The sequence below is a fragment of the Lysobacter daejeonensis GH1-9 genome, assembly GCF_000768355.1.
GTDB lineage: Bacteria > Pseudomonadota > Gammaproteobacteria > Xanthomonadales > Xanthomonadaceae > Aerolutibacter > Aerolutibacter daejeonensis.
Window position 1 is genome coordinate 1 of record NZ_AVPU01000025.1, and the last position, 18,828, is coordinate 18,828.

General features: G+C 67.7%; 21 protein-coding genes. 7 read left to right on the top strand and 14 right to left on the bottom strand.

What is annotated here, in order from left to right; all coding sequences use genetic code 11:
• The first annotated feature begins 175 nt into the window (after positions 1–175).
• Complete coding sequence (locus tag N800_RS12200) at positions 176–952, top strand: helix-turn-helix domain-containing protein (RefSeq protein ID WP_198032543.1); 777 nt, start codon at positions 176–178, stop codon at positions 950–952.
• 18 nt (positions 953–970) lie between these two features.
• Here the strand turns inward: N800_RS12200 and N800_RS12205 are convergent, their stop codons facing one another.
• The 11 genes from N800_RS12205 to N800_RS12250 form a co-directional block, all read right to left on the bottom strand.
• Complete coding sequence (locus N800_RS12205) at positions 971–1,696, bottom strand: sulfite exporter TauE/SafE family protein (protein WP_036139003.1); 726 nt, start codon at positions 1,694–1,696, stop codon at positions 971–973.
• Positions 1,686–1,916: a cbb3-type cytochrome oxidase assembly protein CcoS gene (gene ccoS / locus N800_RS15695; RefSeq protein WP_084087608.1), complete on the bottom strand. Its 231-nt coding sequence runs from the start codon at positions 1,914–1,916 to the stop codon at positions 1,686–1,688. The genes N800_RS12205 and ccoS overlap by 11 nt, the downstream gene beginning before the upstream one ends.
• The gene (locus tag N800_RS12215) at positions 1,913–4,288 is read right to left on the bottom strand and encodes a heavy metal translocating P-type ATPase (RefSeq protein WP_036139005.1); all 2,376 of its coding nucleotides are present in this window, start codon (positions 4,286–4,288) and stop codon (positions 1,913–1,915) included. The genes ccoS and N800_RS12215 overlap by 4 nt, the downstream gene beginning before the upstream one ends.
• Positions 4,285–4,782, bottom strand: coding sequence for a FixH family protein (locus N800_RS12220; RefSeq protein WP_036139008.1), 498 nt, complete (start codon positions 4,780–4,782; stop codon positions 4,285–4,287). Before N800_RS12220 ends, N800_RS12215 begins: the two co-directional genes overlap by 4 nt.
• Positions 4,779–6,329 carry a 4Fe-4S dicluster domain-containing protein gene (locus N800_RS12225; protein WP_036139011.1) on the bottom strand — a complete coding sequence of 517 codons (1,551 nt, stop codon included), beginning with the start codon at positions 6,327–6,329 and terminating at the stop codon, positions 4,779–4,781. Before N800_RS12225 ends, N800_RS12220 begins: the two co-directional genes overlap by 4 nt.
• A gap of 10 nt (positions 6,330–6,339) precedes the next feature.
• Positions 6,340–6,636 (bottom strand): hypothetical protein, encoded by a 297-nt coding sequence (locus tag N800_RS12230; RefSeq protein ID WP_036139013.1) that lies wholly within the window; start codon positions 6,634–6,636, stop codon positions 6,340–6,342.
• Positions 6,633–7,580, bottom strand: a complete 948-nt coding sequence (ccoP, locus tag N800_RS12235; RefSeq protein WP_036139015.1) for a cytochrome-c oxidase, cbb3-type subunit III — start codon at positions 7,578–7,580, stop codon at positions 6,633–6,635. The genes N800_RS12230 and ccoP overlap by 4 nt, the downstream gene beginning before the upstream one ends.
• Positions 7,577–7,720 carry a cbb3-type cytochrome oxidase subunit 3 gene (locus tag N800_RS15700; protein WP_084087610.1) on the bottom strand — a complete coding sequence of 48 codons (144 nt, stop codon included), beginning with the start codon at positions 7,718–7,720 and terminating at the stop codon, positions 7,577–7,579. Before N800_RS15700 ends, ccoP begins: the two co-directional genes overlap by 4 nt.
• A 2-nt stretch (positions 7,721–7,722) precedes the next feature.
• On the bottom strand, positions 7,723–8,349 hold the full coding sequence (gene ccoO / locus N800_RS12240; protein WP_036139018.1) for a cytochrome-c oxidase, cbb3-type subunit II: 627 nt from the start codon (positions 8,347–8,349) through the stop codon (positions 7,723–7,725).
• Between the two features lie 15 nt (positions 8,350–8,364).
• Positions 8,365–9,840, bottom strand: a complete 1,476-nt coding sequence (ccoN, locus tag N800_RS12245; RefSeq protein ID WP_052108214.1) for a cytochrome-c oxidase, cbb3-type subunit I — start codon at positions 9,838–9,840, stop codon at positions 8,365–8,367.
• A gap of 129 nt (positions 9,841–9,969) precedes the next feature.
• Complete coding sequence (locus N800_RS12250) at positions 9,970–10,284, bottom strand: hypothetical protein (protein WP_052108215.1); 315 nt, start codon at positions 10,282–10,284, stop codon at positions 9,970–9,972.
• A gap of 92 nt (positions 10,285–10,376) precedes the next feature.
• Here N800_RS12250 and N800_RS12255 point away from each other — a divergent pair, with 92 nt between their 5' ends.
• A complete protein-coding gene (locus tag N800_RS12255) occupies positions 10,377–11,786 on the top strand; it encodes an aminotransferase-like domain-containing protein (protein ID WP_036139020.1) in 1,410 nt (469 codons plus the stop codon).
• Here the strand turns inward: N800_RS12255 and N800_RS12260 are convergent.
• Genes N800_RS12260 through nirK form a run of 3 tightly spaced genes read right to left on the bottom strand, consistent with a single transcriptional unit; the run spans position 11,783 to position 14,685 of the window.
• Entirely contained in the window at positions 11,783–12,385 is a 603-nt protein-coding gene (locus N800_RS12260; RefSeq protein WP_036139022.1) for an SCO family protein, read from the bottom strand. The two genes, N800_RS12255 and N800_RS12260, sit on opposite strands and share 4 nt — an antisense overlap.
• Complete coding sequence (locus tag N800_RS12265; RefSeq protein ID WP_232227641.1) at positions 12,382–13,131, bottom strand: formylglycine-generating enzyme family protein; 750 nt, start codon at positions 13,129–13,131, stop codon at positions 12,382–12,384. The genes N800_RS12260 and N800_RS12265 overlap by 4 nt, the downstream gene beginning before the upstream one ends.
• A gap of 30 nt (positions 13,132–13,161) precedes the next feature.
• Positions 13,162–14,685, bottom strand: a complete 1,524-nt coding sequence (gene nirK, locus N800_RS12270; protein ID WP_036139085.1) for a copper-containing nitrite reductase — start codon at positions 14,683–14,685, stop codon at positions 13,162–13,164.
• 188 nt (positions 14,686–14,873) lie between these two features.
• Between nirK and N800_RS12275 the strand changes: the two genes are divergently transcribed.
• The 5 genes from N800_RS12275 to ubiT are packed head-to-tail and all read left to right on the top strand — an operon-like array spanning position 14,874 to position 18,800.
• Positions 14,874–16,094, top strand: a complete 1,221-nt coding sequence (locus N800_RS12275; RefSeq protein ID WP_036139029.1) for an alginate export family protein — start codon at positions 14,874–14,876, stop codon at positions 16,092–16,094.
• Complete coding sequence (locus N800_RS12280) at positions 16,091–16,327, top strand: DUF2249 domain-containing protein (RefSeq protein WP_232227643.1); 237 nt, start codon at positions 16,091–16,093, stop codon at positions 16,325–16,327. Before N800_RS12275 ends, N800_RS12280 begins: the two co-directional genes overlap by 4 nt.
• Positions 16,308–17,564 carry a hypothetical protein gene (locus N800_RS12285; RefSeq protein ID WP_036139034.1) on the top strand — a complete coding sequence of 419 codons (1,257 nt, stop codon included), beginning with the start codon at positions 16,308–16,310 and terminating at the stop codon, positions 17,562–17,564. Before N800_RS12280 ends, N800_RS12285 begins: the two co-directional genes overlap by 20 nt.
• Positions 17,561–17,944 (top strand): putative zinc-binding protein, encoded by a 384-nt coding sequence (locus tag N800_RS12290; RefSeq protein ID WP_036139036.1) that lies wholly within the window; start codon positions 17,561–17,563, stop codon positions 17,942–17,944. The genes N800_RS12285 and N800_RS12290 overlap by 4 nt, the downstream gene beginning before the upstream one ends.
• Positions 17,937–18,800 carry a ubiquinone anaerobic biosynthesis accessory factor UbiT gene (gene ubiT / locus N800_RS15430; protein WP_052108217.1) on the top strand — a complete coding sequence of 288 codons (864 nt, stop codon included), beginning with the start codon at positions 17,937–17,939 and terminating at the stop codon, positions 18,798–18,800. Before N800_RS12290 ends, ubiT begins: the two co-directional genes overlap by 8 nt.
• Positions 18,801–18,828: the final 28 nt, after the last annotated feature.

Below are 18,828 nucleotides of genomic sequence, written 5' to 3' on the forward strand. Positions count from 1 at the left end.
AGTCGCACTATCCCCTAGCTGACTGTGCCGGTTCAGTTGGTTGAGTACTGAAAATCGAACACGTGCCTCGCCGATGAGACTTCGGCGGACATTTGCCCGGCAATACCGGCAAAATGCACGTGTACCAAGTCACGAATCCATGACGGAGAAGGGTCGCATCGGGCGGCCGGAACGCATGAGCCAATCCGAAGTCGTCGACCTGGCGCGACTGCGCCGCAGTTGCTCGCACTGTTCGCTGCAGGAGCTGTGCCTGCCCGCAGGCATCACCGGTGAGGAACTGGCGGAGCTCGACAGCATCATGCGTCGCCGCCGGCCGCTGAGCCGCAACGAGCGCCTGTTCCACCATGGTGACAAGCTCGACTGCGTGTTCGTGGCCCGCGAGGGCGCCTTCAAGACCATCAGCATTTCGCGCGAAGGCGACGAGACTGTCGTCGGCTTCCACATGCCCGGCGAGCTGATCGGCCTGGATGCGCTGGGCGATGGCCAGCACCGTTGCGAGGCGATCGCGCTGGTGGACTCCAGCGTCTGCGAGATTCCCTTCGACCGGCTGACGGAAATCGCCAGCCATATTCCCGGGCTGCAGTTCCAGCTGATGCGCGTCATCGGCCAGAGCGTGAGCCGCGACCAGGACCACATGGCAATGCTGCTGCGCCGGCAGGCGCACGAGCGGCTGGCGATGTTCCTGATGGGCCTGCGCGAGCGCCTGGAAATCCTGGGCCAGCGCAATGACGTGTTCCGACTGCCGATGAGCCGCGAGGACATCGCCGCGTACCTGGGGCTGGCGCTGGAGACCGTAAGCCGCGCCTTCGGGCGCTTGCAGGACGACGGCATCATCCACGTGCACGGCCGTAGCATCGAAGTGCTCAGCGCGGATGCGCTGGATGCCTGCGCGCATGGCGAGCAGACTCCGCCTTCCGCCGGTCGTCGCTGCGCCGCCCGTTCACAGGGCTGAAGCAAACCGGCCTTCCGGTCAGCCCGGGAGGCTGCGACACCCCAGCGCGGCCAGCAGGCCGTGCAACTGCGGAACCCGCATCAGCCACGGGGCGGCCAGGGTCATCACCCCCGCCGCCAGCACCAGCATCGCCGCGCCGTAGCGAACGCCCGGCCGCGCCAGCCAGCCACCCAGCCGCGCGCCTGACCAGGTCAGCGGCACCATCATCGGCAACGTGCCCAACCCGAAGGCCGCCATGGTCAGGCCGCCGTGCAGCGCGCTCGATTGCAGCCACGCAGCCGTCAGCAGGGTGCCGCTGAGGCCGCAGGGCAGCCAGCCCCACAGCACGCCCAGGCCGATGCGTTTGGGCGCGGTGTTGGCCGGCAGCAGCCGTTGTTGCAGCGGACGCAGGCGTTGCCAGACGAGGGCGCCCGGGCGCGACAGGAAGGCGAGCTTGCCCTGGCGGTCCAGCAGCCGCAGGGCCGCAAGCACCAGTACCGCACCGACCGCCATGCGCAGGCCTGTCGCCAGCCAGTCGATGCGGAAGACGCGGACGATGCCATGGCCGACGCCGCCGGCGACCATGCCGGCCAGCACGTAACCGAGCACACGCCCGAGGTTGGTCTGTACTGCATGTGCCCAACTGGCCCGCGCCGCCGTGGCCGAGAAACCGGTGGCGATGCCGCCGCACATCGCGGCGCAATGCCCGCTGCCCAGCAGGCCGGTGAGGAAGGCGGCCGCAACCGCCAGCCAGTCAATCGGCATGGTCGTCGGGCGAGTCCGCGGGGGTGGGGCGGGCACTCCGGGCGTTGTCGCGACCAGCGTGCACAGCGCCGGCGGCGGGCGGGCGATCCTCAGTCAGGATGTCCAGCGCGGCGCTGTCCAGGTCGTCGAACTGCCCGCCGCGCACCGCCCACACGAACGCCCACACGGCCACGCCGAGCAACGCCAGGCTGATGGGGATCAACAACAGCAGGATGGTCATCGCCGTACTCCGCGGGCCAGCCGCAATGCGTTGAGGGTTACCAGCAACGAGGATAGCGCCATGCCGAGTGCGGCGATCCACGGCGTCACCATGCCGGCCGCTGCCAAGGGCAGGGCCAACAGGTTGTAGCCGATGGCCCAAGCCAGGTTCTGGCGGATGATGCTGCGCGTGCGCCGTGCCAGTTCGATGGCCTGCGGGATGCGCTGCAGCGAACCACCGGTGATGACCAGGTCGGCGGCGCGTTGCGCCAGCGCGGCACCGTCGGCCATGGCCAGCGACACGTCGGCGCCGGCGAGTACCGGGGCATCGTTGAGGCCGTCGCCGACCATAGCCACGACATGGCCGTCCAGCTGAAGTGCGCGGGCGTGCGCGAGCTTCTGCTCCGGTGTCTGCCGCGCGAGTGGTTGCGCGATGGCCAAGGCGTCGGCGAAACGTTGCACCGGCTGGGGCGCGTCGCCACTGCACAGGCCGATCGTCAAGCCTTGCGCGCGCAGTGCTGCGAGCGCTTCGCCCGCATCGTCGCGCGGACGCTCACGCAGGTGGAAACGTGCGATACCGCGTTGGCCATCGCCCAGCCACACAGCCTCGTCATCGGTGCTGCCCGCGGCAAAGCCAGCGCGTCCCAGCCGCCATTCGCGACCGTCGATCATGCCGGTGACGCCCTGGCCCGGCACGCTGCGCACCTGTTGTGCGATCAATGGGCTGGTCACGGGGTCGAACGCACGTGCGATGGGGTGGCGGCTGCCCTGTTCCAGCGCAGCGGCGATCTGTAGTGCCGTATCCGCTGACACCTCGGTCAGCGACTCGACGCGTTCGATGGCCGGCTGGCCATCGCTGAGCGTGCCGGTCTTGTCGAAGACCACATGGTCCACGCGCGCCAAGGTGTCCAATGCGCCGGGCCGCAACGCCAGCACGCCCATCCGCGCCAGCGCGCCGTGGGCGGTTGCCAGTGCCGCAGGGATCGCCAGCGACAAGGCGCACGGGCAGCTCACCACCAGCAGCGCCAGCAGCACCTCGAACGCGCGCGAGGGGTCGTAAACGCGCCAGCCCGCGTACACCACCGCGGCCACCAGCAGCAGGGCCGCGACGAACCACGAGGCGATGCGGTCGGCGGTGCGGGCCAGCGGCGGCCGCTCGCCCTGTGCGCGTTCCACCAGTCGGGTGAGTTGCGACAGCCGCGTCTGTGCGCCGATGGCGGAGATGCGCATGCGCGCGGTGGTCTCGCGGCAGTAGCTGCCAGCGAACACCGCATCACCCACGGCCTTCGATACGGGCGTCGATTCGCCGGTCAGCAGGGATTCGTCCACCGCGGCGGCATGGTCGAGCACCGTGCCGTCGGCAGGCATCGGCTCGCCGGCGGCGACGCGCACGATGTCCCCAACCTGCAGCGCGTTGACCGGCACTTGTTCTGGTTGGCCATCGGCGCCTTCGCGCGTGGCCAGCGTGGGTCGCGCACGCGCCAACGCATCGACCTGCGCGCTGGCGATGTTGCGTCCGCGCTGCTCCAGCATGCGCGCGACCAGCAGCAGGAACACGAACATCACCGCCGCGTCGTACCAGACGTGCGGGCCGCCGCGGATGGTTTCGATCACGCTGGCGGCGTAGGCGAGCAGCGTGGCACTGGCGATCAGCGTGTCCATGCCGAGCCGGCGGCCGCGCCATTCGTGCCACATGCCGCTGATGAACGGCCAGCCGGAATAGAACACCACCGGCGTGGATACCAGGAACGTCACCCAGCGGAAGAAGTCGCGGGTCGGGATGCTCATCTGGTTGGCGGTGTCGAGATAGAGCGCCTCGGCCAACATCATTGCCTGCATCGAGCCGAGACCGGCCAGGCCTATGCGCACCAGCCAGCGGTTGCGCTCGCGCCGGCGCTGGCGTTCGCTTTCCTCGCCCGAGGCCAGGAACGGGCGATAGCCGAGGGCCGCGAGTTTGGCCAGCAGCGCCGACAGGGTCGTGCGCGCCGGGTCCCAACCGATACGGATGCGGCCGGTCACCGCGTTTGCACCGGCGTCCAGCACGCCGGGCTGGCGCTGCAGTGCGCGGTCGATCAGCCACGCGCAGGCGGCGCAGCGCATGCCGTCGGTGAGTACGGTGATCTCGCGGCCGCCGGCAATGTCGCGGGTGTGTCCGCCGACCACGTCCTCGCGGTCCCAGATGCGGTAGTCCGCCGCTACGACATCCACCCGCGAGGCGGCATCACTGCGCAGCCGGTAGTAATCGCCCAGGTCAGCGTCTTCGATCCATGCTGCGGCCGCGCTGCAGCCCGTGCAGCAGAATCCGCGCTCCACGCCATCCACCGACAGGCGGACCGCGTCGTGGGGCAGGGGCTCTCCGCAGTGGTAGCAGGCGTTACAGGCGGGACTGTTCACTGCTCGGCGAGCGAGGAGCCCAGGTGCGCGGCCTGCTGGCCACGGGGCAGGCGGCCGCGCAGGCGCCAGTCGCCACTCGCGCTGGTCAGCTGCAGGCTCCAGTCATGGCCACCGTCCACGTCCAGCGGTGCGCTCCAGCCCAGTTCGTCCGGCTTGAGGTCGACCTTCAGATCTTCCTCTCCGCGGTTGGGGTGCTGCAACGCCAGGTGCAGGGTCTGCGTGCGATCGAAGGTGCCGCTGGCGGGGAATACCTGCACCCCGTCCTTGGCAATACGGAATACCGCGCCCAGGCCGAGCTGCTTGGCGCGCTCGTCGGGGCCCAGGTCGGTGGTCTGGATCTGCGCCGTGCGCTGCACGTTGTCAGACACCGCATCGATGTTGCCGGCGCGGCTGGAGACCACGACCATCACGATGCCGCCAATCACCGCCACCGCGGGCAGCGCGACGATCAGCCACACGATCGGCTCCCGCCACGGGGAACGCTTGTCACTCATTGCAGGGGTCCGAAGAAGGTGGAGTTGACGACTTCGCGGGTGGCGCCATCGGCACCGGTGATCACGAAGCGCACGTCATGCCGGCCATGCACGTCGGCCGGCGCGGACAGGGTCACCGCGCGCGAAACCAGTTCCTGCGGCGTGGCCTTGATGGTGACCGGCGCGCCAGGCAGGGTGATGCCCGCGGTGTCGGCTTCCAGCGTCAGCGTGTAGGCCTGCGGCTTGTCGGTCTTGTTGATCACCTTCAGCGTGTAGCCGTTCTCGGTCTGTTCGCCCACGCTGCGGAACAGCGCATTGCGGTCGCGCAGCACTTCGGCGATCAGCGGGCTGCGGGTACCCACGCCCCAGGCCCAGGCCACGATCAGGCCCAGCAGCAGGGTGCCGTAGATGAAGATGCGGGGGCGCAGCACGCGGGTGGACTTGCCGTCGATGGCGTTCTGGGTGGAATAGCGGATCAACCCGTGCGGGTAACCCATCTTGTCCATGATGTCGTCGCAGGCGTCGATGCACGCGCCGCAGGCAATGCACTCGTACTGCAGGCCGTTGCGGATGTCGATGCCGGTGGGGCAGACCTGCACGCACATGGTGCAGTCGATGCAGTCGCCCAGTTCTTCCGGCGCGAACTTGGGCAAAGGGGCGGCCTCGGCGCCGGCGCCGGCCAGGGTGATGGTGCCGCGCGCCTGCGCCTGCTGGTCGGCCGCGCTGGGGTGGCGGCTGGCGCGGAACACGTAGTCGTAGGCCGTGAGCTGGTCGAGCAGGCCGCGGCCGCGCTCCAGTACGCTGCTGACCAGGCCGCGCTTGCGCGGGCCACGCGGTTCGCCGCGCATCGGGTCGTAGGCGATGATCAGGGTGTTGCGGTCGAACATCGCGCTCTGGAAGCGCGCGTACGGGCACATGTACTTGCACACCTGTTCGCGCAGGAAGCCGGCGTTGCCCCAAGTGGCCAGCGCGTAGAAGAACACCCAGAAGGTTTCCCAGCCGCCCCAGCCCAAGGGCGCGCGTGCGGCCAAGTCCTTGATGGGCGTGAAGAAGCCCACGAAGGTGAAGCCGGTCCACAGTGCGAACAGCAGCCACACCACGTGCTTGCTGCCCTTGCGCAGCACCTTCTCGCGGGTCCAGGGGCCTGCATCGAGCTTCATGCGCTTGTGGCGGTCGCCCTCGATGGCGCTCTCCATCCACAGGAACACCTCGGTCCACACCGTCTGCGGGCACGCATACCCGCAGAACAGGCGGCCGGCGAGGGCGGTGAAGAAGAACAGCGCCATCGCGGCGATGATCAGCAGCAGCGCCAGGAACAGGAAGTCCTGCGGCCAGAAGGTCAGCCCGAAGACGTAGAACTTGCGCGCCGGCAGGTCGAACAGCACCGCCTGACGGCCGTCCCAACTGAGCCACGGGAACAGGTAGAACATGCCCAGCAGCCAGAAGACCGCTGCCACCCGAAGGCGGTTCAGCGGTCCGGACACGTCGCGCGGATAGATCTTCCGCTCGCTGATATAGGGGCCGGAGCCTCCGTCATCGAGCAGGTCTAGGGGGATTTTCTTGCTCATTGCCTTCCGGTCATTCCGGCGGCAGCGGCTTGTTGAAGCGGCTGGCCGGACGCAGCAGGATCCAGGTGAAGAAGCTGGCCGACGCGGTAGCCAGCCAGAACATGAAGAAGCCGATGCTGTAACCCAGCCCGCGGCTGATCTCGATCTGCGGGAACGTCATGTCCCGCAGCGCCAGCGGGTCGACGAAGGCGAAGAACACCATCGTCGACACGCCGGCCGCGAAGAAGCTGGGCCAGAGGATCGCGCCGATCCTCTGGGCCATCGGCCGCGGTTCGTGGTCGAAACGGGGCTGGGTGAAGTCCGTCATTGGGCCTGCTGTCCGGATTGCGGGTTCGCGCTTCCGGAGGCGGTGTTGGACAGGGACCACACGTACGCCGCCACCAGACGCGAACGGGTTTCGCCAAGGAGCTCGCGGTGTGCGGGCATGATGCCATGACGGCCGGTGGAGATGGTCTGGCGCAGGCTTTCCTTGCTGTCGCCGTACAACCAGTAGTCGTCGGTCAGGTCGGGTGCGCCCATGGCCTGGTTGCCCTTGCCGTCCACGCCGTGGCAGGCCACGCAGACGCCGTCGTACAGCGTCTTGCCGCGGGCGGCCATGAAGTCGTTCTGCAGGCTGCCCTGGCCACTCAGCGTGCGGACGTACGCGATGACGTAGTCCACCGCGTTGTCGCCGCCCATGCCGGTCAGCACCTTGCCCCACTCCGGCATCACGCCTTCACGGCCATTGAGCACCGTCTCCAGCACCTGCTCCGGTGCGCCGCCCCAGTGCCAGATCTTGTCGGTCAGGTTGGGGTAGCCGATGGCTCCCGTGGCCGCCGCGCCGTGGCAGGTGGAACAGGTATTGCCGAAGATCGACCGGCCCAGCGCCACCGCCTTGGGGTCCTTGGCCAGCACGTCGATCGACTGGCCCTGGTACGGCGCGAAGGTCTTCTCCAGCTTGGCGTCCTCGCGCGCCTTGTCCTGCGCATGCTCCTGCTTGGACGACCACTTGCTGGTGCCGTCGTAGTTGCCCCAGCCGCCGTACCAGGTCAGGTAACCCAGCGCGAAGACGATGGTGATGTAGAACAGGTTGATCCACCACTTCGGCAGCGGCTTGTTGTACTCGGTGATGTCGCCGTCCCAGACATGGCTGGTGTCTTCCGGCTTGGGGTCGCCGGGGCGGCGCTTGGCCGTCCACCACAGCAGCCACGTGTAACCGGCAATGTTGATCGCCGCAATGACGATGATGTACCACGACCAGCCAGTGCTCATCGGCTGTTCTCCAGATCGTTGTCGTTGAGGGGCAGCTGCGCTGCCTCGTCGAATTCACGCTTGCGCCGCGGACTCCAGACCCACGCCCATCCGGCGATGAAGGTCAGCAGCAGGATGGCGGTGACGATGCCGGACACCATGGTCAGCCTCCTCGTGGGGCGTGCTTGCCGAGGCCCTGCAGGTAGGCGACCACGGCGTCGAGTTCGGTCTTGCCCTGCACGTCGGCGGCGGCCTTGGCGACCTCCGCGTCGGAGTACGGGTCGCCCAGCTTCTGCAGGGTGCGCATGTGCTGGGTGATCTGGGCACCGTCGACCTGGTTCTTGGCCAGCCACGGGAAGCTGGGCATGTTGGACTCGGGCACCACGTCGCGCGGGTTGATCAGGTGCACGCGGTGCCAGTCGTCGGAGTAGCGGCCGCCCACGCGCGCCAGGTCGGGCCCGGTGCGCTTGGAGCCCCACTGGAACGGACGGTCGTAGACCGACTCGCCCGCCAGCGAGTAGTGGCCGTAGCGCTCGGTTTCGAAGCGCAGGGTGCGGACCATCTGCGAGTGGCAGTTGTAGCAGCCCTCGCGGATGTACACGTCGCGACCGGCCAGCTGCAGCGCCGGGTAAGGCTTCACGCCCGGCAGCGGCTGGATGGTCTCGGCCTGGAACATCAGCGGCACGATCTCGGCGAGGCCACCGAAGGACACGGCCACCGCGATCAGCACCGCCATCAGGCCGACGTTCTTCTCGACCTTCTCATGGACGTTGGGGTTGTTGTTGCTCATGTCGGGTCCTCGGGCTCAGGCGCGCGCGTCGGCGACGTCGGGCGGGAGCAGCGGCTGCGGGGCGATTTCCTTGACCTGCTGGTAGGTCTTCCACACGTTCCAGGCCATCAGCAACATGCCGGACAGCACCAGAAGACCGCCGAACAGGCGACCCAGGTAGTACGGATAGGTGAACTTCAGCGCCTCCACGAAGGTGTAGGTCAGCGTGCCGTCGTCGTTGGTGGCGCGCCACATCAGGCCCTGCATGACGCCCGCGATCCACATCGAGGCGATGTAGAACACCACGCCGATGGTGTGGATCCAGAAGTGGGTGTCGATCAGCTTGGTGGAGTACATCTCCTTCAGGCCCAGCATGCGCGGCAGCAGCGCGTAGATGGAGCCGATGGAGATCATGGCCACCCAGCCCAGGGCGCCGGCGTGCACGTGGCCCACGGTCCAGTCGGTGTAGTGGCTGAGCGAGTTGACCGTCTTGATCGACATCATCGGACCTTCGAAGGTCGCGATCATGTAGAACGAGATGGCCACGATCAGGAACTTCAGGATCGGGTCGGTGCGCAGCTTGTGCCACACGCCCGACAGGGTCATCACGCCGTTGATCGCGCCACCCCACGACGGGGCCAGCAGGATCAGCGAGAACACCATGCCCAGCGACTGCGCCCAGTCAGGCAGCGCGGTGTACTGCAGGTGGTGCGGGCCGGCCCACATGTACACGGCGATCAGCGCCCAGAAGTGCACGATCGACAGGCGGTAGGAGTAGATCGGGCGCTGCACCTGCTTGGGAACGTAGTAGTACATCATTCCCAGGAAGCCGGCGGTCAGGAAGAAGCCCACCGCGTTGTGGCCGTACCACCACTGCGCCATGGCGTCGACGGCGCCGGTGTAGGCCGAGTACGACTTGGTCAGGCTGGCCGGCAGCGCCAGGTTGTTGACGATGTGCAACAGCGCGATGGCGATGATGTACGCACCGTAGAACCAGTTGGCGACGTAGATGTGCTTGACCTTGCGCTTGGCGATGGTGCCGAAGAACAGCACCGCGTAGGCCACCCAGACGATGGTGATCAGGATGTCGATCGGCCATTCGAGCTCGGCGTACTCCTTGCTCTGGGTGATGCCCAGCGGCAGGGTGATGGCCGCGGACACGATCACCGCCTGCCAGCCCCAGAACACGAAGGCGGCCAGCTTGTCCGAGATCAGCCGGACGTGGCAGGTGCGCTGCACCACGTGCAGGCTGGTGGCGAACAGCGCGGAGCCACCGAAGGCGAAGATCACCGCGTTGGTGTGCAGCGGGCGCAGGCGGCCGTAGCTGAGCCACGGAATGCCTTCACCCAGCGTGGGCCAGTACAGCTGGGCGGCGATGATCACGCCCACCAGCATGCCGACTATGCCCCACAGGACGGTGGCGACGGCGAATTGCCGGACCACGCGGTCGTTGTAGTAACCGGCCAAGCCGGCGCCCGCGCTGCCGGGGCGCGAGACATCGTTATAAGTCATGGGAATACCTTCGACGAGGGTTAACGATATTTTGCGGGGGCGTGCGGCAGGGGACTTGATCCAGATCAAGTGACCAACGTATGGAGCACGGCTTCATGGCCGCCGAGCGGCCTGGGGGCATTGGAGCGGTCAACCCGCGGCGCTGCGCAACCAGCGCCAGCGCAGGAGCAAGGCCGCCGTCATCACCCCAAGGAACAGTCCGTAGGCCACTGAGGTCGCCAGGACCTGCTTCCACATTGCGCCATGGCTGGGGTCGGCATTGAGCATGCTCCAGTGCATGCCCGCGAACGCAGCTCCCGTCGCGCCGATCAGCGAGATGGAGTCGAAGGCCGTGCGTGCCGCATTGCGTGGCCGGCGCGGGAAGCACCAGAACAGCACGGCCAGGATCGAAAACCATGGAATGAACAGGATCAGGGCCAGGTTGAGCTCGATCTCCGGGTTCACGGGCGCATCTCGGGGCGGGGGAGGACAGGATACGCCGACCGTATCAGTCCTTGTAGAATCAGAATTAGGCGAAAAAACCATATCAGTTTGCCTTGAAGCGCTACGAAACCCTCGCCGACGACATCGCCCGCTCCATCCAGAGCGGACTGCTCCAACCCGGCGAGCGCCTGCCGTCGGTCCGGGAGACCTGCGCGGCGCGGAAGATCAGCCCGTCCACCGTGTTCCAGGCGTATTACCTGCTGGAAGGCCGCGGGCTGGTGGAGTCGCGGCCGCGGTCGGGTTACTACGTCGCCCGTGAGCCGGTGCGCCTGCCGCCGGAGCCCGAGGCTGCCTCGCGGCCGGACGGGGCGTCGCGGCCGGTGGACATCAGCGACCTGGTGTTCCAGGTGCTGCAATCGAGCATGGACCGCGACCGGGTGCCCTTCGGCTCCGCCTTTCCCAGTCCCCTGTTGTTTCCGCTGCAGCGGTTGGGCCGTGCGTTGGCTAAGGCGGCCACGCATCTGGACCCGTGGAGCACGGTCGACGACCTGACCCCCGGGCAGGTTTCGCTGCGCCGGCAGATCGCGCGGCGCTACCTGGTGGAGGGCATTGATGTGTCGGCCGACGACATCATCATCACCAACGGCGCGATGGAGGCCTTGAGCCTGAGCATCGCGGCGGTGACGAAGCCCGGCGATGCGGTGCTGGTGGAGTCGCCGTGCTTCTACGTCACTTTGCAGGTGCTGGAGCGCAAAGGGCTGCAAGCCATCGAGGTGCCCACGCACCCCCGCGAGGGCGTGGATCTTGACGCGCTGGCACAAGCCATCGCGCGGCACGCACCCAAGGCGTGCTGGTTGATGCCGACCTTCCAGAACCCGCTGGGCTGCACCATGCCCGACGCCAACAAGCGCGCGCTGGTGGAGTTGCTGGCCCGGAATGGGATTCCGCTGGTGGAAGACGACGTCTACGCGGACCTGCACCACCAGCCCGTGCGGCCACCGCCGGCCAAGGCCTATGACCGCGATGGGCTGGTGTTGCACTGCGGGTCGTTTTCCAAGTGCCTGGCGCCGGGGTACCGGATCGGGTGGGTGGCGCCGGGCCGTTTTCGCACGCGCGTGGCGCGGAACAAGCTCACCTCCACGCTCAACACCAATGTGCCGGCGCAATTGGCCATCGCCGGCTATCTGGAAGGGGGCGGGTTCGAGCGGCACCTGCGCCGCCTGCGTGAGCGATTGGCGCAGCAGCAGGCGCAGTACGTGGCGGCGATTGCCGAGGCGTTCCCGGTGGAAACGCGCGTGACGCGTCCCTTGGGCGGCTATTTCCTCTGGCTGGAGTTGCCCGCCGGCAGCGATGCATTGGCATTGCGGCAACGGGCGTTGGCCCATGGCATGAGCCTGGCGCCAGGGCCGATGTTCTCGCCCAGTCGTGGCTTCGGCCACTGCCTGCGGCTCAATTGCGGCCATCCCTTCGACGCGCGGATGGCCGAGGCGGTGGCGACGCTGGGTCGCCTGGCCTCCGGCTAGCGCTTGGGTTTGGCAGCCGGGGCCGCAAGGGCCTTGCGCACGGCGGCAACGAACTCCGGATCCGGACGCGTGCCCATCTGCTCGGTCCGGGTCAGTACGCGGCCATTGGCGTCCAGCAGCACCAGCGCGCTGGTGTGGTTGAACTCGCCGTCTTCAAGCTGGCGGTAGCGGATACCAAGGACGCCCGCGATGGCGCGCACGTCGCCGGGCGTGGGGCTGGCCAGCGTCCAACGCGCCGGGTCGAGCTTGCGCTTGTTGAACACGGTGGCCAGCTTGGTCGGGTCGTCGCGCTGTGGGTCCATGCTGATCAGCAGGATGCCCAGCTTCTGCTGCTCGGCGGGCGTCAGCGAGCGCTCGATGGCCTTGCCGCTGTCGATGATCAGCGGGCAGATGAACTTGCACGAGGTGTAGAACATCGACACCAGCTGCACCTTGCCGCGCTTGTCGGCCAGGCGCAGCTTGCGGCCCTGCTGGTCCACCAGCGGCGCGTTGAGCTGGTACACCGAATCCGACGGCAGCGGCGCGGACTTGGGCGCGGCCTGTGCCAGTCCGAAGGCGAGGGCGAAAGGAGCGAGTGCGGCCAGCAGGAAAGTCTTCATTTCACGTCCTTGGCGCAGCGGAAGCCGAGGTTGCCGGTGGTGTCCTGCCCGCCGAGCGACGAGAGCATCGCCACGCGCATCAGTACCGCGTAGTTGTCGCGGTCGTTCATCGACAGGGCGCCGGCGCCGCAGAAGCGGGTCTTGTCTGCATCGCCCTGGTTGCGGTTGTCCGAGTCCACCAGCATGGCGGAGTAGTCCTCGGTCCATTCCCACACAAGGCCGTGGATGTCCTGCACGCCATAGGTGTTGGGCGCCTGCAGGCCGGCGCGGGGCAGGGCGGTCTTGGAGGAGCGCGAGTACCAGTTGAGGATGCGTTCGCGCCAGGCGGGGTCGCGGCGCGCGTCGCGGCGGGTCTCGTCGGCGGCGGCCACGTACTCCCACTCGGACCACGTGGGCAGGCGCGCGCCTTGCGATTGGCAGTACGCGTCAGCGGCGAACCAGCTGACCCACACCACCGGTTGTTGGGGTTGGGCGCTGGGGCCCAGTGCCTGTGGGCCGGCCCAGTGCGACAGGTAGCGGTTCTCGGCGAAGACGCCGGCGACCTTGCCACGCTGCCACTGCGGGTTGGCCTTCACGAACGCCAGGAACTCGGCGTTCGTGACGGGGGTGCGCATCATCTGGAACGGCTTGATGCGTACCTGGCTGTTGCTGTCCTCGTACTTCAGGGCCGAGCGGAATGTGCCGCCCGGCAGCGTGACGTACCCCCCGGGGCCGGCGGCGAGGACGCCGGCGACGGGCAGTGCCATCAGGAGTATCGCTGCCAGGCGGCGCATGGCTCAGTGACCTCCCGATGCGTTGGTCGGGGCGGCCTTGCGGGCGGCTGCGGCGTCGGCCTTGGTGACCTGGCCACCCGGGTTGCCCCAACTGTTGAGGACGTAGGTGGAGATATTGGCCACTTCGTCGTCGGTCAGCTGGTTCATCGGCGGCATGTTGGAGTTGTAGTCCTTGCCGTTGACCTTCACCGGGCCCACCAGTCCGTGGAGGATGACGCTCGCCACGCGCTTGGGATCAGCCTTGATGTAGTCCGAGTTGGCCAGCGGCGGGAACACGCCTTCGAGGCCCTGGCCATTGGCCTGGTGGCAGGTGGAGCAGGTACCGGCAAACAGCGCCTGGCCGGCCTTGATCTGCTCTTCCTTGGTCAGCGCACCGGCCTTGGCCGAAGCGGCGGCGGTGGCAACGGCGGCCATGTTCGGCTGCGCGCGGTCACCCAGGTAGACCTCGTCCACTTCCTTGCCCGAGTAGATTTCCTTGTTCTCCGGGCCATCGGCCTTGAGGATCGCAAGGGCACCCTTGTTGAAGGCGCGGAAGATGGAGTGGTCGACCAGCACGTAGCTGCCCGGCACTTCCAGGTGGAAGTCCATCATCGCGGCGCCACCGGCCGGGATCAGCGTGGTCTGCACGTTCTCCTGGAAGTGGGTGCCGCCTTCGTACCAGACCTTGTCGAAGATCTCGCCGATGACGTGGAAGCTCGACACCAGGTTCGGGCCACCGTTGCCCACGTACAGGCGGACGGTCTCGCCAACCTTGGCGGTCAGGGCCTTGTCACCCGTGAGCGCACCTTCGGCGCCGTTGAACAGCACGTAGGTCGGGTGCTCCTCGATCGCCTTCTCCATGTCGAACGGCTGCAGGCCCTTCTCGCGGTACTTGCCCTTCGTGTAGAAGTCGCCCTGCATCACGTAGTACTCCTTGTCGACCTTCGGCAGCCCTTCCGGCGGCTCGACCAGGATCAGGCCGTACATGCCGTTGGCCACGTGCATGCCCACCGGCGCGGTGGCGCAGTGGTACACGTACAGGCCGGCATTGAGGGCCTTGAAGGTGAAGCGCGACTTGTGGCCCGGCGCGGTGAAGCTGGAGGCGGCGCCGCCACCCGGACCGGTCACGCCGTGCAGGTCGATGTTGTGCGGCATCTTGCTGTCAGGCGCGTTCTTCAGGTGGAACTCCACCGTGTCGCCCTGGCGCACGCGGATGAAGCTGCCCGGCACCGTGCCGCCGAAGGTCCAGAAGGTGTAGCTGACGCCTTCCGAAATCGGCATCTCCTTCTCGATCACTTCCAGCTCGACGATGACCTTGGCCGGTGCGGTACGGCCAGTGGCCGGCGGCACCATCGGCGGCTGGGTCAGCACGGCCTTGACCGGCTCGCCCTGCGGCGGACCGAAATCGCCCTTGCGCGAACCACCGGTGTCCTTGGCTGCTTCAGCCTTGGCGGTGTCCTTGCCCGATTCCTTGCTGCTGTCGCAGCCCGTCAGCGTCATGGCGAGCGCTGCGGTTGCGAGGACCAGCGACTGAGTGACACGTCTCATGAACATCCCCTTCAACAATGGCCACATGGCCTACGGTGGCAAGACTGCCGCGCGGTGACGGCGGCATACATGATCAGAATCAAATTACGCGTCCAGCCGGGGTGGACCGGTGGGTGGCTTGACTTCGGTCAAGGCGGGGCCGTGGGGCCGGCGTAGGCTGCGCGCCAATTCATCACGGGCCAACAACCATGAAACGCAAGGAATGCCGCCCCCTGGCGGCGGTCGTGCTGGTGCTTGCTCCTCTCCCTGTGCTTGCGGACTCCAGCCTGCAACTCGAGTGGGACCTGAGGGCCCGGCACGAGCAGGTGGACGATAGCGGATTTGATGTTAAGGCGCAGGCGTCCACCGTGCGTTTGCGTGCAGCCCTGCGTGCGGCGTTCGGCCCGGGCTTTTCGGCGCTCGTGGAAGGCGAGGGCGTTGCGGCCGCCAACGACCACTACAACAGCGGCGCCAACGGCGAAACCGGCTATCCCGGCGTGCTGGACCCCACCGGTACCGAACTCAACCAGGCGTGGCTGGCATGGAAAGGCAACACCGCTGGCGCGACGCTGGGCCGGCAGCGCATCACGCTGGACAACCAGCGCTGGGTAGGCAACGTGGGATGGCGGCAGAACGAGCAGACCTTTGACGCGGTCGCATTGCAATGGAAGCCCGCGGCTGCGGTGACGCTCAGCTACCACTGGCTCGACAAGGTGCATCGCGTTGCGGGTGACGACGCGCTCAACCCGCTGGCGCGCGAGCGTGATCTCAATGACCATCTGTTCAACGGTGCGTGGAAGGGCGCGTCGCAGCAGCTCGTCGGGTACGCCTACCTGCATCATGACCAGGACGTGGCCAGTGCCTCCACGAATACCTATGGCGCTCGTTGGACGGGCAGCCGTGTGCGCGACGGCCGCGGACCGGGCTGGATCCTTGAGGCCGCACGCCAGACCGACCATGCGGACAATCCGGGTGACTTCTCGCATGACTACTGGCTGCTGGAGCCGACGTGGACGCAGGGCAAGGTCACCGCGCGCGTCGGTTGGGAGCATCTGGGGGGCGATGGCGTAACCGCTATGCAGGCGCCGTTGGCCACGCTGCATGCCTTCAATGGCTGGGCAGACCAGTTCCTGGTCACGCCGGCAGGGGGGCTGGAAGACCGCTATGCGGGCGCGGGCGGCAAGTTCGGGCGTGGGCGGCTGGACGGCAAGCTCAACTGGATGGTCGCGTGGCATGACTACCGAGCTGACACCGGTGGCCGTTACGGGCGTGAGTGGAATGCGTCGCTTGGGTTCCCGCTGCCCGGTGGATTGGCCGGGCTGGTCAAGGTGGCCGATTACCAGGCTGATGGCTTCTCGCGCGACACCACCAAGCTGTGGCTGCAGGTGGAGTGGCGGGGTTCGCACATGCTTGCGGGCGGTGGCCAGTGACTCGGCTCGACCTGCGCGGATTGCCTGCCCCCGAGCCGTTGCTGCAGGCACTCGCCGCCGCTGATGCGCTGGAGCCGGGCCAACGGGTCGAAGTGCTGACCCCGCTGTTGCCGACGCCGCTGCTGGATGCATTGGCGGCGCGTGGCCTGCGGTGGCAGGCCGAATCGGCGGCGGATGGTGGCGTGATGGTCGCCATCCAGCGACCGGCGGCGGATGGCCAAGCTCTCGATTGAGCAGGCGCCGGCGCCGTCGACGCCGCGGCTGTTCCTGCTGACCGCGTCGGCTTGGGCGAGCGTGGCGGGCGTGCTGTTGCTGTGCGACGGCGCGCCCGTTCTCGCGTCCCGATGGGGTGGTGCCACGCTGGCGATGGTGCACGCGTTCACCCTTGGATTCCTGGGCAATGCGATGTTCGGCAGCCTGTTGCAGTTCCTGCCGGTGGCTGCCGGTGTGCGCATCCGCGGTGGCCGATTCGCCGCGCTATCGCTATACGGCCTGTTGAACCTGGGCGCGTTCGCATTGGTCGTGGCGTTCCGCTGGCCGCAGGCGTGGCCGGCCTGGTGGGGCGGTGTCCCACTGTTGGCGGCTTTCGTCCTGCTGGCGTCGCTGGTGTTGCCCGGCATGCTCCATGCCGCGGGCCAACGCTTCCTGCGCTGCGGACTCGGTGGCGCCATCGTGGCGGGTGTGGTCACGGCGTTGCTCGGCCTGTGCCTGACACTGGATCTGTCCGGCGCGGTGACGATGCCCGTGTTGCCATTGACCGATGCCCACGCCGCCTGGGGCATGCTGGGTTGGGTCGTGGCGTTGATGGCGTCGGTGGCGCGACTGGTGGGGCCAATGTTCCAGGGGCTGACGGCTCCGCGCGAGCGTGCGCAAGGGCTGTGGCATGCCGGTGTCTACGTGGTCCTGGTGGCTGGGGTGATTGCTGCGTTTCGGGGAGTTGCATCGCCTTGGCTCCGGATCTCGGTTGGTGGCGTTGGCTTGGTCTTCGCGGCCACCGGGTTGCTGTTGCAGATGCGTGCGCAGCGCCTGCGCAAGGCGCCGCTGACGGGGTTCTGGGCCGCCGGGCTTATCGCGTTGGCGGCCAGCGCGTCCCTGCTGCTGGCCGGCGACGCGCATGCAGTGCTGGTGGGGGTGTTGGCCATTGGTATTGGCTTGCCCCTGCTGGTTGTCGGCATGCAACTGGAGATCGTCGCGTTCCTGGGGTGGATTGGCCTGCACCGTCACTGCGGCAAGGGCGTGCGCCTGCCGGGGGTGCAATTGCTGATGCCGGAGCGGGACAAGTACACGGTGCTGCTGCTTCATCTCGCGGCTGCCGTTGCGTTGTTGATCGCGGTTCTGCTGCCGGTGTCAGCTGCCGCCCGTGTGGCTGGTGGTGCATTGCTGCTGGCGCACGGCACCATGCTGGCCGCGTTGTCCGGCGTCGGTTGGCGCAGCCGACGGTTCGTTTGGCAACTGCAGGAGCGCAAATGAGCAAATCCTTACCGCTGGTCTACTCATGTTCCGGCTGCTCCAGTGCGGCCCAGATGGCCAACCAACTGGCCTTGCGCCTGGATCGTGCCGGCGAGGCGGAAATGTCGTGCATCGCGGGGGTGGGCGGGGGCGTGGCCGGCCTGGTTCGCACCGCCCGGAGCGGCCGGGCGATCCTCGCCCTGGACGGTTGCGTCCTCCACTGCGTGTCTGCCTGCCTGGCCAATGCAGGGGTGACGGCCGATCGGCACCTGGTGCTGTCCGATTACGGCGTGCGCAAACGCAAACACGCCGATTTCGATGTCGCCGAAGCCGACGCCGTCTACATGGCGCACGTTCTGCCGGTTGCCCACGCGCTCAACAAGGGAGAACGGAATGAGTGAGCGCACACCCGGGCTGGCGCAGGTGCGCCTGGCCATCGACGGCATCGACGATGGGCTGGTGGTGCTGCTTGCGGCGCGCGCGCGCCTGGCGCGCATGGCCGGGCGGCTCAAGGCGCGTACGGGTGGGCAGGGGCGCGACCCCGCGCGCGAGCAACGGGTACGGGCGCGCGCCGCGGCGCTGGCGTCGGCACTGGGCTTGGCCCCGGAGGTTGCCATGGGGGTTGTCGGGCTGGCCATCGGTGATGCGTGTCGCGAACAGGGACTCGCAACTGATCCGGATCAAGGTAGTGTGGGGGGCAGGGGCGGCATGATCGTGTCCACCATGCACACTCGACCCCAGTTCGTGCCCACGTCGGCACACCGCCTGTTGCGTTTGATTCCCCCGCCGCGCCGCGTTGCACCGGTGCTCCGCGCCGTGCCCCCCGCCATGCAGCGGCGGTTGCTGGAGCGCGCCATGGCCAAGGTGCTGGCAGGTCCCTTGGCGGGCGGGGCGCTTGAATTCATGGACGGCCGCCGGCTGGGCATTGAAGTCAGCGACCTCGGCCTGCGCTGGGTGGTGGAGCTGCAAGGTCCCCGGTTGGTGGTGGTCGATGCGCCGGCCGAAGCAACCGTGCGCGGCACCGTCACCGACCTGTTGCTGCTCGCCGGGCGCCTGGAAGATGCGGATACGCTGTTCTTCCAGCGGCGGCTCGTCCTCACGGGTGACACCGAGTTGGGGTTGACCGCTCGCAACCTGCTCGATCGCCTGCCGTGGGAGCGGGTGCCCCTCGGACTGCGCATTGCGCTCAATCGCGGCGCGCGTCTGGCCAATGCGGCCCGCAGCGCCTACCGGGCCAGCACAACCCCGAATACCTGAAGGCCGCATCCGCCAACGGGCGACCCGC